This is a genomic window from Nocardia puris, assembly GCF_036051655.1.
Lineage (GTDB): Bacteria > Actinomycetota > Actinomycetes > Mycobacteriales > Mycobacteriaceae > Nocardia > Nocardia puris.
In genome coordinates, this window is the sequence record NZ_CP107943.1 from 4,069,555 (window position 1) to 4,082,047 (window position 12,493).

Genomic DNA, 12,493 nt, shown 5'->3' on the forward strand with positions numbered 1-12,493 from the left:
AGTAGAGGGTGTGGCGGTCACGGTTGCCCGACCCCCACGCCCGCACCGAAACCGGCGCCCACCGTGCCCGCGGCCGCCGCGCCGATGACCGCGACCGGCCCACCGAGCACCGCGGCACCCGCCGCCGCGCCCGCGGCCGCCCCCAGCGCGGTGCCCGCGACACCGCTGGTCACCGTCCCGAGCACCGGGACCGGCACCATCGTGCCCAGCGCCGCACCGGCGATCCCGCCGATGGTCCCGCCGATCGCGCCGCCGATCACCGCGCCCACCGCCGCGGCCGGGGCGCCCGCGCCCACCGCGCCGATCGCGCCACCGACCGCCGCTCCGGCCATTGTCGCGCCCGAGACCCGATCCGACCGCCCCGCCGGCACCCCGATCGAATCCAGCGCCGTCGCGACATGCGCCTCCGCGCCCGCCGCCACGTCGTTGATGGTGTCGCGCACTTCCACGGGCAGCCACGGCGGCGACTCCGCCTGCCACTGCCCGACACGAATCGTGTTGGGGGGCGGCTCAATCGGCGCCACCGGCGGCACCGGCTCGGGCAGATGCAGATCCTGCACCCGCAGCGGCTCCACCGGTGCGGGCTCCGGCGCCGGACGCACCGGAGCCTCGTTGCGCACCTGTGGCGGCTGCTCGTAATACACCGGCGGCTCCGCAGCGGGCGGCTCCGGCGGTGGGGGAGGTGGCGGTGGGGGAGGTGGTGTGGTTCCCGGCTGCGCCGGGCCCGTCACACCGGGCTGGTCCGCGATCGCGGCCGCCACCTCGGTCGACGCCGCCGCCGGTGACCTCAACGTCGCGATCGCCGCGACCGGCACCAGACCGGCCACCACCAGCACACGACCGCACTGCCGATAGCCACGCCGACGCATGGTCTGCGACCGCGCATTTCGTATTTCGGGCATGCTGAAACAACCCCCAAACAAAGATGAGTGAAATCGCCGCCACCGAACTCGCCCGGCGGCTCGGGAACCCTGGCCGGCCACGCAGGCGCACGGCCGGCCAGGGGAAAGAAAGGTCCTGGTCAGACCAGGCCGAGAATCTGCGTCACGATGAACAGGCCGTGACTCAAAACGCCGAGACCGGCGTTCACCAGATTCAGGATCGTGAAGGGATCCATGTCGATGTCCTTTCGGGTCAGGTGCATTACCGACACCCATTCAAATCCCGAAAAACGCTGCCGCGCTAGCTATCTCGCTTGCACAGATTGTGATGCACATGATGTGCCACACCTGAACAGTGCGCTGAACTCGCCGCCCTGCTGGGTCTGACACTCGATGTGTCGAGCGAAAAATCTTGCTGCACCGACGATGTCGCATCCGATGCGCCCGGCAGCCGTCGGTGACGTGGCACCAATCCCGTGCGTGGTGGCGGTGCGGGCCCGCACCATGGAACGCTGACACGCTTTGCGTCCCAGCAAATCTCGGGCGGCACCCGCCTGCCGCTCGACGCTTGCCGACCCTTACCCGTTCTGGTAGAACCGAAACCACGAACTCGGGGGCAACATTTCATCGTATCCATCGCGATACTCGCAAAGGAAGACCCTGAAAGGGGGGTAAGCATGTCCCGGACACCTGGGCCCCCACCCAGGAAACCTCACCGCACCCCAGGCTCCACCGCAGTGGAGCTTCCAACACTCGGCTCCTACCTCAAGCGGCTCCGCTCCGAGCGCGACATCAGCACAGTCCAGGCCGCCGTGATCGCCGGGCTGTCCTACTCGCATCTGACCCAAATCGAGCGGGGCACACGCACACCCAGCGAAGAAGTCCTCGAACACCTCATCAGAGTCTACGAGCTGCCCCACACGACGGCCCGGTTCCTCCGTGAGCTACGCGCACCCGCACGCTGGGAACTCGGCTCACCAGCGCAGCTGAGGAATCTCCTGCCCCGCGACGTCACCGATCGGCTCGCCGACCTCGACACACGCGGGGTCGTCGCCTACTACCTCGACCCCCTCTGCAACGTCCTCGGCGCGAACAAGATCTTCCGGACGTTCATCCCCTTCGACAACCTCGAGGACTCGGCCTTCAACCTCGGCGACTGGGTCTTCCGCAACCCGTTGGCACGCGAACGCCTCCCGCACTGGGAACACGAAGCAGACCACGCCGTGGCCAGCTTCAGAAGCCAGGTCCCGCGCTGGCGAGACATACCCGCGACAACGACCTACCTCCTGCGCATGATGGAAATTCCCGAGTTCCAGCGTCGCTGGATAAACCACACCACTGCCGACCTCAGCTACGCGCGATCGCCATCCGACGTCGTCCACCTCCGCGACGACGCAGATTCGGTATGGGCCATCAGCCTGCACCACACCGAAATCCCCGGGACAGACGCGATCCGGCTCATCACCGGCTACCCGAACCAACTGGCGGCTGCATAGCTGCCTGAGGCGGCCGGGGAGGTAAGGATTTCTCGCATCAACCTCGCTGCAGTCGCCGTTACGCCTACTGGAGGGTCGAATATGATGGATGATTGAATACAGTGAGCATGGCCAGCTCCACTATTCCGGTTCATGAAAGAGCGGGAATCGCAGGGGACGGGGAAGCGTAGTGACAAGTGCATCCCAATCGGGGAAGTATATCCCCCCTGATCTCGCCGGTCAGTCCCATTTTCTCGCGACCAGGGACCACGGGCTCGCTCCAACGGCGTGGCCTAACCGAGTCGGTCGTATTTGCTGTTTCCACGATCAACGGTCGCTCCCGCCTCGCTGCAAGTCGAATATTCACCACGATGGGCTGGAATTCGGGACACCCAGTAAATTTCACGACCGATACGCGCCTGGTAACTATCAGATCATCAGAGGCCGAGGGGCATTCTGCTGTGCGTCCATCCGGGCACATCTTCGTTCCAGTGACTATTCAGCGCGCCGCAGGGATCCGGCCCGGTGACCAACTGCTCTTGGTCGCTATGCCGCAGCGGCTTGTTGTCGTGCTGGTGCCGCCTGCGGTGCTGCGCGAGTCGCTCCCGTTCATCGGCGAGGCACTGGTGCCGCGACCGTGACTGCCGAACTGGAAGCTGCGCGGCTACTGCTCGATCGGCTGGGCGTGGACCCGAGCGTCCTACTTGATATTGCACCCCATGACGTTGCACGCCATCACGACGCAACACCGACCTTCGCTGCCTATATCCCGCGGGTCACCGCTGCGGTGACTCCGGGTGCGTTGAGGACATACCGGCCGTACTGGCGTCGCCTGTCCGAGCGCTGGCCCGATCGACGTCTCAACGAGCCCACAGCCACCGAGCTGCAGGCGATCGTCGAAGAAGCTCGCCAGACCGCTGTGGTAAGGCGCAACACACGAGGCGGTCGTTCCGCCGCCGAGCACATGGTCGGCGCTATCCGCTGCCTGTACGGCTTCGCTGTTCGTGACGGATATATCCTCGCCGCCTCCAACCCATCTCTGAAACTCAACAAACCCCGCCGTCTTCGCAGCCCGCGGCACGCCCTTGCCCCGAGGCAGCTCAGCCAGATAACGGACATCGTCGCGACCACTGGCAACGATCCCGAACTCGACACCTTGATCATCCGGATACACCTCGAAACCGCCTGCCGCACCGGCACGGCGCTCAAGATCCGCCGGATCGACATCGACGAGGACAACTGCCTGGTCCGTCTCCATGGCAAGGGTGGCACCCTCCACTGGCAGCCGATCTCCCCGACCCTCACCCGCGCGCTGATCGACCACGCCGAACGGTCCCCAGATCCCGCCGGTCAACTCCTGCGCTACAGAAGCGGCAAGCCCATCACAAGACGGCGCTACGACCACATCTGGGAACGGGTAGGACGCCGTCTCAAATGGGTTGCCACTCAGCAGGTTTCGACTCACTGGATTCGTCACACAACTCTCACCTGGATTGAGCGCCGTTTCGGCTACGCGGTCGCTGCCACGTTCGCCGCGCACGCCACCCCGACTGGTCCGACCAACCCGGCCGGCTGGGCAATCCCCGCTGGGCCGGACGGTGCAACGTTGACCTACGTCGTCGCGTCCATCGAAGAAGTCGCTGCCGCCCTTTCGGCCCTGACTGGCGAGCCTCACCCCCTCGCTCCCGGTACGCGCGAGCCCGATCCCACCATGCTCGGCATGTAGCCCGCAGTCCAGGAATTTCAACGCGCATTTCGCAGCGTGCCCGTCCTGCCGCGGAACGCCCGACTCAATATGACGTGCCATCATGTCGATCGACCGCCCACAAGCCGTTGCCCGGCAACGAAACGGTAGCGGGGACAAGCGAGCGGGTTGCCATCGCGATGATCACATCCAAGATGCGGTCGGAGGACAGTCCATCCGGCGAGACCGGGTGTGGATCTGTGGAACCTGTGCGGGTCTGGTTCTCGCATGTTGCCATGGCCTGCGAGGCTTCCCCGGCCATCTCGTGGGGGTGTAGGCCGATCACGCTCCCCGGAGTCAGATCCTGGAGTGGGTCAGGACGACCTGCAGCGGTGTGACCCCGGACTTGTGCAGGTTCGCGAACATCGGCGCAGCTGGAGCCCGACGATGAACACGACTTTGGACGGGGATGCCGTCGACTTCGCGCCTCGGCGGAACGTCGCACCACCGACCATCGTTGCTTGTCAGAGTCGGTCACCGAAATCCGCCACGATCGTTGCGAGTCCGACAATCGTGACACCGGCTATAGCGCCGTCGCGGTGCGTTGCCGCCACTCCGAAGCCGATCACCGAGGCGTCGGTGAAGACCTGCCCGGGGCGGGCAGGGCCGCGGTCACCGCCCGGCGCGGGCGGGTGTGTCCGGCGGTGCTCGACATCGCGGCATCGGCGGGGCCCGTTGCCTCCGCGATGCCATCGAGTTGCGCGGTGAGCGGTGAGATGGGGCGTTTGAGGTTCCCCCCGAACCGTGGACAGTTGGTTAGGCAGCGTTGGCTGCGACTGTCACGAGATCGCTCGTAGCGGATGGAGCTGATGCCGCCGATCGCGGAGTGTCTTCTCGTAGTGTTGTAGCGAATGATCCAGTTGTCAACTGCGGCAACGAGTTCGGCTTTGGTGGTGAAGGTGTGCCAGTAGTAGAACTCGTGTTTGAAGGTCGACCACAGCGATTCGGCGTGGCTGTTGTCCCAGCAGATGCCCGTAGCGCCCATCGACCGGCGCAGACCGTGGCGAGCGCAGGTCCTCACCGTCAAGCCCGCAGTGAACTCACCGCCACGATCGGAGTGCAGGATCGTGCCCCGCACCTCGCCTGCGCGTACGGCGACGGCCTGCTCGATCGCGGTCTCGACCACGTCGGCGCCGATATGGCCGGCCACGGCGTGCCCGAGCACCCGCCGGGTGTGCCCGTCCCGGATCGCGCACAAATACATGTCCCCTTCACCACAGGTCAAATAGGTGAAATCGGTCGTCCACACCGCGTCCGGGCGGCCCTGATCGAACGCACGCAACATCAGATCCGGCGGGAACGACGCCTCCGGATCGGTCACGGTCGTGCGGACCCTGAACGTGCGCGGGCTGATGCCCTCGATCCCGATCCCGGCCATGATCTTGGCGACGGTCTTTTCGTTGACGACCTCACCGCGCTCACGCAACTCCTCAGTGATCCGCGGGGACCCGTAGGTGCCGTCGGAATCGGCGTGCACATCCAGGATCTTCATCGTCAGATCGGCGCGGCGCTGCTGCCGAGGCGTGAGAACCGTCGCCGACCTGCATTTCACATGCTGGTAGTAACCCGACATCGAGACCTTCAGCAGTTGTGCCATCCGGCGGATCGAGAACTTCTCACCCTCCCAGCCAGCGGTGCCGGCGGTCTCGGCGAGGTCGTCGGGGCCGGCGTACTCGGCCCTCAGATCGAGCCGGGCCGGTTCTTCTGCATCGCGGCAAAGTACGCCGAAGCTTTTACCAAGAAGGCGTTGTCCTTCTCCAGCTCGCTGACTTGCTTACGCAGCCTGAGCAATTCGGCTCTCTCCGCGGGTTCGAGTGGCTTCTCACCGTGCACCTCAGCCGCGGCGATCCTGCGCCGCTCGTCTTTGACCCAATTGCTCAGCAAACCATCGTTGAGACCCAGCTCACGGGCCACTTCGGCGATCGTGCGACTGGAATCGATCACACGATGCGCAGCCTCGACCTTGTACTCGGCCGTGAACGACCGACGCTTGCGAGGAGGCATGAGGACATCCTTCCAACAGAACCAACAGTCCTGTCAACTCGGTGTCCACTACCCAGGGGGAACCTCAGTTTGTAGATCGACTCTTTTCCGGGCGCTCGGGCGGAATCGCGAAGCTTGCGCGGCGCTCGGCTGCGCGCGGAAAGCACTGGCCGAGAACCGCTATTTGGTTCATGCTCTACCGAACACACGGATCAAGACCGAGGAGGGTAAATGTCGAAGGGCAAAGTCGGGCGGAGGAACCAGAATCGCCCTCCGAAGCCACCACGGCCAGCGAAGAAACAGCGGCAGTCCCTGCCCGAACTACAGCCTGCACCGACGAGGCGCGGTAGCGGCGGCATTCTGACCGCCAGGTTCATCACCCACCAGGATTCGATTCTGCCGGTGCCGCTGAAGTTCCCACCGCCGCTTGTCGAGCGAGCCACCGACCCTTCGACTTTCGAGTACAACTGGCAGCATCTCACCTACGCCTTCGGCCTCCCCGACCCCGCACAGTTCCCGGCTCTTACGGTCCCGATCGACGGGGCAGACAGGCGGAGCTTACAGCGCTTTGTCCAGGTCTGCGAGACGACTTCGACTTACAGCGTCGTCAGCCACAAAGGTGGCGTCACGCTCTCCATGGAGAACGGCGAGCAGGCGATGACCTTCGAGCAGGTCGAAGACGAGGAGGCTGTGGGGTTCTCGGTCAGGTTCCGGCAACTGCACCACTCGACCGCCGGCGATCCGGACTTCTCGAAGGTGGTCAACATCCTCGCCAAGTACGCCAAGCAGGAAACCGATTCGAACGCCGATCAGCGCATGGCGGTCCTTGCCGAGTGGCGTCAGGCGCGCGGCCAGCTGATGAACCGCCCCCTACAGAACATCGTGTGCAGGATGGTCCTTGAGCAGAACGGCTGCTCACCGAGCCAGATCGACAAACACGAGATGTACGGCGACGTCAATCCAACGGACATCATCAACCTGTTCAACTATGGCGAGTTAATCCACTTCGGCCGGCGCAGCAAGGAGTACGAGGCTCTTGCCGAGGATCCCCAGCGCGAAGGAATTGAGCACCACAACTTCATGGTCGCCATGCTCGGGCTGGTTCACCTGTACTTCGGCTTCGCCAAGCTCATCCTCGCCGCGCTCGGCACAAACGCCACCGCGACGGAGAACTGATGCTGAAGACAAGCGGGAGGTCGTGCTGCCCAAACTGCACGACCAAGTAGCCCCCCTGCGAGGATGGCCTTGCCGGAGCCTGTGGTCCGTCGTTGCGCGGGTGCGGCATACACGCGCGGGTAGTCGTAGCCCTCGTCCGCAATCAGTGTCGTGATCTTCTTCCGTGGCCATACATCCCACGAAGAACCGGCGACAAGGTCGCCGCCGGTCGCTAATGCGGGTATCGGGTCGCCCCGTGGAGCAAACTGCCGATCGCCGTGGAGAAGCTCCCTGACCTGCGACGCTCGTTGGCGGATCTGCCGGATTCCGGCCCGTCGGCGATGAACTTTCGGGGCGGTGGGAGTGAGGTCCGGGCTGCGGCGTTCGCTGTGATGTCCGGCTTCCCGAGACTGGCTCGGATGGGATCGAGGTTCACGTCGAGCACGCTGAGGGGCCCGCGACCGGTGTGGTCGAGCGGTATCGGATCGAGGCGGGCTCAGTCGTGGTGGGTTCGTTGGAAGGGTTCACCGCGCAGCGTCGGATCTGGCAGTAAACCCGTGGAAGGCTGCTCAGGTCTGGTCGTAGCGCACGATCCGTTGGGCGCTGCGGCGGTGCCATTTGTTCTTCGACGTCAGGAACGGCTCGACCCGGTCCCGGACACCTTGTGCGCGTAGCCCGGCCAGGGTGTCGAGGACGTGGCCCTGCACTGTTTTGTCGTCGAGTTGGGTGGGGGCGGATGGTATGTCGTGGATAGCGTTGCTGGCGGCCCAGCGGGCTCGGGCGCTGATGGCCTTGGCGGGGTCGAACTGAGATATCAGTGCGGGGACAGCCGCTGTCTTGACGGCGCGTGCTTCTTTGCGGCCGAGGGCGTTGGACAGGCACAGCCGAACCAGATCGCGGCGGCCCTCCGTTTCCGGACCGGGCCAGCGCGCGATCGGTGTGTCGATCGAAGACAGTGTCCCCTGTTCAACCGATACCTCCTTCTCTGTTCACGCCATACGGTTCCTCGAGTGAGTTTGTACGACCTTGCCTGATGCAAGAGAACGCGGAACCAGCGGAGGAACAGACTGTGCGCACGACCATGAATTCGAAGACCATGTTGGCGATGGCCGGCCTTGCGGTGCTGGCGTTGTCAGTTGGTGCGGCACCTGGCGTGTCGCTAGCGGATACCGGCAGCAGTGATTCCGGTAGTGCGGTGATCGACACCGGCAGCGGGGTACTCGATGGTGTTATCGACACCGGCAGCGGCATCCTCGATGGCGGTAGTGGCATTCTGGGAGATCTGTTCGGTAGCGGATCGGCGGCGACGCAGCAGTGCAACAACTCGACCAAGTCGGGCGGTGAGGGCATCACCACGACGATTCATCAGCTCGGCACCGGGGGACCGACCAGCTTCGTTCTGGTCTATGAGACCTACGACGTTCCCGACCGTATCCAGGTGTTCTATCAGGGTGCTCAGATTCATGACACCGGATACGTGGGCGACCACATCAACCAGGGCACCGGTTCGGCGGTCGTCACAGTCCCGGCTGGCGCGGCGACCTCGGTCACCGTCCGGGTCACCGGCCCCAGCGGCACCAAATGGGACTACACCGTCCGTTGCCCCTGAGTAATCGGTCGGGCCGAGCCCGGGAACGAGCACGCGTCCGGTCCCGGTACCGGCGGCAACTCACCGTGTGGCTGGGTTGCCGCCCGAGGCGGGCGCGCTCAGACGCCCTTTCCACGCCGGTGTGACAGCTGCCGCCGGCACCGCGCTGATCACAAGGCAAGTCTGGTGAGGATGGCAGTCATGGCGAACGCGTCGAACGTGTTCCTGATCGGCCTCGTTGCGTATGCGGTGGTGTGTGGGATGGTGGCTGCTGCGATCGCGGAGTCGAAGGCGGCAGCGGCGTGGGATTCTTTCTGCTCGGGGCGGTGTCTGGTGAGATCGGGATCGTTGTGGCGCTGGTCGTGCCGGGCCGAGTGCGAACCCCTCGGGGGTGGGGAAAGATTCGTTGCCCACGTTGCGGGGCTGAACAGAACGTCGAGCCCGGCCGGTCCGAGTTCGTCTGCTGGCGATGCAAGTTCGATTCCCCGTTGGAGTGGTAGTGGCATCGAACCGCCGTGGGATGGTGTCTGCGTTTCCCGTGCGTTCGCTGTCGGCCAATCTTCGCCGGCTGACGAAACAGCGCGGAACCTGCGACAAGGTAATCGAGTGCGTACCACGCACAAACTGACAGTATTGGTGTTAGGTTCAGCGCGTGACGCAACGACACATGATCAAATACGCTTTCGTAACATTCGGTGCGATGGCTCTGGCTCTTTCGGCGTGCGGTGACAGCGATAGCGATGGCGCCGCCAGTAAAGACTCGCCCGCGACAGCGCTAGAGGCGGACTCGGGTTGCCGGTTTGCCAGCCTGGAAGAGATTAGCGACGCCATGGGGACTACCTATTCAACCGCCGAGGACCGTGGAGAGGATGGCTGCGTCTACGATTCGGAAGACGAGTATGTCGAACTGACAACTTTCCCGACTTCTGAGTACGAGCAGCGCCTGGCCGAACAGCTTGACGGAGGTTCTGCGCAGCCTACCCTGGTGCCCAACCTCGGGGTGGAGGCGGTCGATGCCGGTCCCAATCTATTCGTGAAAACTGGATCGGATATATCCATCAAAGTTCTGACGAGTGGACGCCAAGCCGTTGAGGATCAGATAGCCGTGGCGGCCATAGTGGTCCCGCGTCTCGGTGGCTAGTATCAGGCGAGCCGAATCCTCGACAAGCGCTGCCACTCTGTGCCGGATTGGTAACCGGGTGCTCGTGTGACGTTGACACGACCAGCCGCGCCAGGTGTGTTGCCGTTCGAACAACCGATACCGGAATGGGGCTCTGCGGGCTAACATCAACATCCGCTGTAGGCCGATTGATGGTTGTTTCTCCCTTGATGCGCGACCGTTGGAGAGTGGAGAGCGTCCGATGGATCGAGAAGGGACGCGAAGCACCTCGTTGGATGGCAGTGGCACGTCAGTCGCATGCAGATCCGTAGCTTTGAACGTCGACTCGCCGGAACTTCTCATGCTCTCGAGATCATATGTTTTCTGATGCTCTTTCATGGGATCGACGAGGTCGCGGGGATGCGTGCGTTAGATGTCTACCATCTACTCCGCTGCAGTCGACGCGAAAACCATCAACGTAAGTTTCGTGGAGAAAGGCCATCAGATCGTATGATTAAATCTGCTCGGAATCGACGAGGAAGAATAGGTCGGCTGTCGACTTCGCGTGATTGGCGGGTGAGGGCTGTGGAATGGAGAGGGTCGCGATCGGGCCGCATGCAGAGGCTGAGTCCGCTTCTCGGCCTCGCTTGCGTGGTAGCGCTTATCGGGACCGCCGCGTGTGACTCTGAGGGTTCGATGACTGAAACCCAGGCTGCAGATTCGTCGACCAATGCCACGACCGTCAGCGTCCCCGTCGCACCGGAAATCGTCGCCACTTTGGGAAGTGCCAACGGTAGCCCTGTTTCGGCGATGCGATTCAGCCCGGATGGGCGATTGCTCGCCACGGGCGACTGGAGTGGCACTGTAAAGCTGTGGGATACTGCGACGGGCAACCCGGAGGCTACTCTCGGTGTACATGATTCTCCGCCGGATGCGCCTCGTAAGGACATTGTGTATTCCATCGCATTCAGTCCTGATGGAAGATACTTGGCTTCGGGCGCTGGAGATGGGACAGTCCGAATATGGGACCTGGAAGCCCGATCTCTCCGCAGCGCGCCGTTATCGGTGTATCGACCGGAATCGAGCAGGGCCGAAAATATCAATGCCGTAGCGTTCAGTAGCGATGGTCGTCTGCTGGCCGCAGGGGGAAATACGGGACGGGTGTGGGACGTCGAGAATGGACAACCTGTTGGCGCGGCGATGAGCTGGACGCGGCAATGCGTCGAATCTATTCGAACCACGACTGTACGCATCGCTTTCGCCGCCGATGACCGATCCCTGATCGTTGCGTGCGCGCGATCGGTGACCCGGTGGGACTTTTCGTCGGAGACCAGTACTGACGTCATGACAATTCGCTCGGGTCGAGCAATCGGACTCAGTGGGAATGGCTCAACGGTCGTTGGTGCGGTCGGGATGGACGCACGGACTACGAACACGGAAACCGGAGTATTCACGGATCTACCGGGCGGTGGACAGAATACCACGACCACACTATTGGTCGCCGAGTTCGCGCCGGACGGCACTGCGGTGGTGTATGGCGGTGACGACCGCAATTCCGGATCGGCGGTGTGGGTACACAAAAATAGCGAGCAGATGAACGAGCCTACCTCGCTCAACAACGAACGTTGCGCTGTCCTATCATTGGCGGTAAGTCCAAGAGCTGAATATGCGGCCGTCGGATGCACCGGTACGGACATGCGGATCAGACTGTGGAAGGTGGCACCGTGACTCTGACTCGCTCGGGTGTGGCGGCGGTAATCGTGGCGATTGTATGGGGAGTGTCTGCCTGCGTAGGGGTGCGCGATGGAACCAGCGGATCAGAAGCTACCGAGACGACGCGAATTCCGGCCTCGGTCGGACAGTCGTCACCGGCCAGCACCTCACAACCCGGCCAAGAGTTTTATCGGGACCGAGACTCTCAGTGTCTAGTACTGTCTGGTCAGAACATTGATATCGACAGGATCAGAAAAGATACTCGTGATCTGGAGTCGGCCTATGAGGAGCTTCGGCGAGAATATGCTACGAGGGATGTTCATCTGGCACAGATATACGACCCGGGTGCGGCTTTCAAAGGGGAAGATGCCGATCTCTACAAAATTCTGGTCGGTGCTGTGCCTGCCGGGGGCATGGCGAGATACTTCGAGGCGCAATGCGCGCTTCCGGTGCGCATGATCGACGTTGTAGCTCGGGCAAAGTCGACGGCGTATCCCAGTGTTGCAGACGGAGAATCTCTCCGGCGAGAGGTCATCGCACTCTGGGAGAGGTGCGAATACCTCAGCGTCCTCGACGGAATCACAACATGCATCTACCTGAGCAAGGGCGGGCCGGCCGCAGAGCAAATTAGAATGCAACTCGAGGAAATGCGTCGATCAGGCACACGCAACCCAGCTGTTGCGGCGTGGAGCGGGACAATCGAGAACTTATGTCCGACTCTTGGATAGATGCACGTCGTCGGCAGACAGCTCATTGTGCCGCAATGCGGGGATCGGAGGTGGTGATCGCGGCGACGGGCAAACAGCCGATAGTCCGTCCTGCCTGAGCCGGTGCTCCCGTTGCCGGGCCTGGTAG

The 12,493-nt window shown here is 63.3% G+C and carries 12 protein-coding genes; 8 read left to right on the forward strand and 4 right to left on the reverse strand.

Annotated features, from left to right (window positions below; translation table 11 throughout):
* Window positions 1-17: 17 nt before the first annotated feature.
* Entirely contained in the window at window positions 18-902 is an 885-nt protein-coding gene (locus OHB21_RS18730; RefSeq protein ID WP_195142909.1) for a hypothetical protein, read from the reverse strand.
* Between the two features lie 716 nt (window positions 903-1,618).
* Between OHB21_RS18730 and OHB21_RS18735 the strand changes: the two genes are divergently transcribed.
* From OHB21_RS18735 to OHB21_RS18745, 3 genes are all read left to right on the forward strand, one after another.
* A complete protein-coding gene (locus tag OHB21_RS18735) occupies window positions 1,619-2,377 on the forward strand; it encodes a helix-turn-helix domain-containing protein (protein WP_328435329.1) in 759 nt (252 codons plus the stop codon).
* Window positions 2,378-2,847: 470 nt separating this feature from the next.
* Window positions 2,848-2,997, forward strand: coding sequence for a hypothetical protein (locus OHB21_RS18740; RefSeq protein ID WP_328435330.1), 150 nt, complete (start codon window positions 2,848-2,850; stop codon window positions 2,995-2,997).
* On the forward strand, window positions 2,994-4,082 hold the full coding sequence (locus tag OHB21_RS18745) for a tyrosine-type recombinase/integrase (RefSeq protein WP_328435331.1): 1,089 nt from the start codon (window positions 2,994-2,996) through the stop codon (window positions 4,080-4,082). The genes OHB21_RS18740 and OHB21_RS18745 overlap by 4 nt, the downstream gene beginning before the upstream one ends.
* A gap of 583 nt (window positions 4,083-4,665) precedes the next feature.
* Here OHB21_RS18745 and OHB21_RS18750 read toward each other — a convergent pair.
* Window positions 4,666-5,784, reverse strand: coding sequence for an IS3 family transposase (locus OHB21_RS18750; protein ID WP_328439984.1), 1,119 nt, complete (start codon window positions 5,782-5,784; stop codon window positions 4,666-4,668).
* Window positions 5,781-6,104 (reverse strand): transposase, encoded by a 324-nt coding sequence (locus tag OHB21_RS18755; protein ID WP_328435333.1) that lies wholly within the window; start codon window positions 6,102-6,104, stop codon window positions 5,781-5,783. Before OHB21_RS18755 ends, OHB21_RS18750 begins: the two co-directional genes overlap by 4 nt.
* Window positions 6,105-6,314: 210 nt before the next feature.
* Here OHB21_RS18755 and OHB21_RS18760 point away from each other — a divergent pair, with 210 nt between their 5' ends.
* Entirely contained in the window at window positions 6,315-7,259 is a 945-nt protein-coding gene (locus OHB21_RS18760; protein WP_328435334.1) for a hypothetical protein, read from the forward strand.
* Window positions 7,260-7,807: 548 nt separating this feature from the next.
* Here the strand turns inward: OHB21_RS18760 and OHB21_RS18765 are convergent.
* On the reverse strand, window positions 7,808-7,945 hold the full coding sequence (locus tag OHB21_RS18765) for a hypothetical protein (protein ID WP_328435336.1): 138 nt from the start codon (window positions 7,943-7,945) through the stop codon (window positions 7,808-7,810).
* Between the two features lie 362 nt (window positions 7,946-8,307).
* On the opposite strand from OHB21_RS18765, the gene OHB21_RS18770 reads away from it, so the two are divergent.
* The 4 genes from OHB21_RS18770 to OHB21_RS18785 all read left to right on the forward strand — a co-directional run bounded on the left by OHB21_RS18770 (window position 8,308) and on the right by OHB21_RS18785 (window position 12,366).
* On the forward strand, window positions 8,308-8,847 hold the full coding sequence (locus OHB21_RS18770; protein ID WP_407674972.1) for a hypothetical protein: 540 nt from the start codon (window positions 8,308-8,310) through the stop codon (window positions 8,845-8,847).
* Between the two features lie 679 nt (window positions 8,848-9,526).
* Window positions 9,527-9,967, forward strand: a complete 441-nt coding sequence (locus OHB21_RS18775; RefSeq protein WP_328435337.1) for a hypothetical protein — start codon at window positions 9,527-9,529, stop codon at window positions 9,965-9,967.
* A gap of 654 nt (window positions 9,968-10,621) precedes the next feature.
* Window positions 10,622-11,653: a WD40 repeat domain-containing protein gene (locus tag OHB21_RS18780; protein ID WP_328435338.1), complete on the forward strand. Its 1,032-nt coding sequence runs from the start codon at window positions 10,622-10,624 to the stop codon at window positions 11,651-11,653.
* Window positions 11,650-12,366, forward strand: coding sequence for a hypothetical protein (locus OHB21_RS18785; protein WP_328435339.1), 717 nt, complete (start codon window positions 11,650-11,652; stop codon window positions 12,364-12,366). Before OHB21_RS18780 ends, OHB21_RS18785 begins: the two co-directional genes overlap by 4 nt.
* Window positions 12,367-12,493 lie beyond the last annotated feature (127 nt).

What these genes read in the sequence shown, in the direction of transcription:
- OHB21_RS18730 (WP_195142909.1), bottom strand. Translation starts at nt 902, where the DNA reads ATGCCCGAAATACGAAATGCGCGGTCGCAGACCATGCGTCGGCGTGGC.
- OHB21_RS18755 (WP_328435333.1), bottom strand. Translation starts at nt 6,104, where the DNA reads ATGCCTCCTCGCAAGCGTCGGTCGTTCACGGCCGAGTACAAGGTCGAG.
- OHB21_RS18760 (WP_328435334.1), top strand. Translation starts at nt 6,315, where the DNA reads ATGTCGAAGGGCAAAGTCGGGCGGAGGAACCAGAATCGCCCTCCGAAG.
- OHB21_RS18775 (WP_328435337.1), top strand. Translation starts at nt 9,527, where the DNA reads ATGGCTCTGGCTCTTTCGGCGTGCGGTGACAGCGATAGCGATGGCGCC.
- OHB21_RS18780 (WP_328435338.1), top strand. Translation starts at nt 10,622, where the DNA reads ATGACTGAAACCCAGGCTGCAGATTCGTCGACCAATGCCACGACCGTC.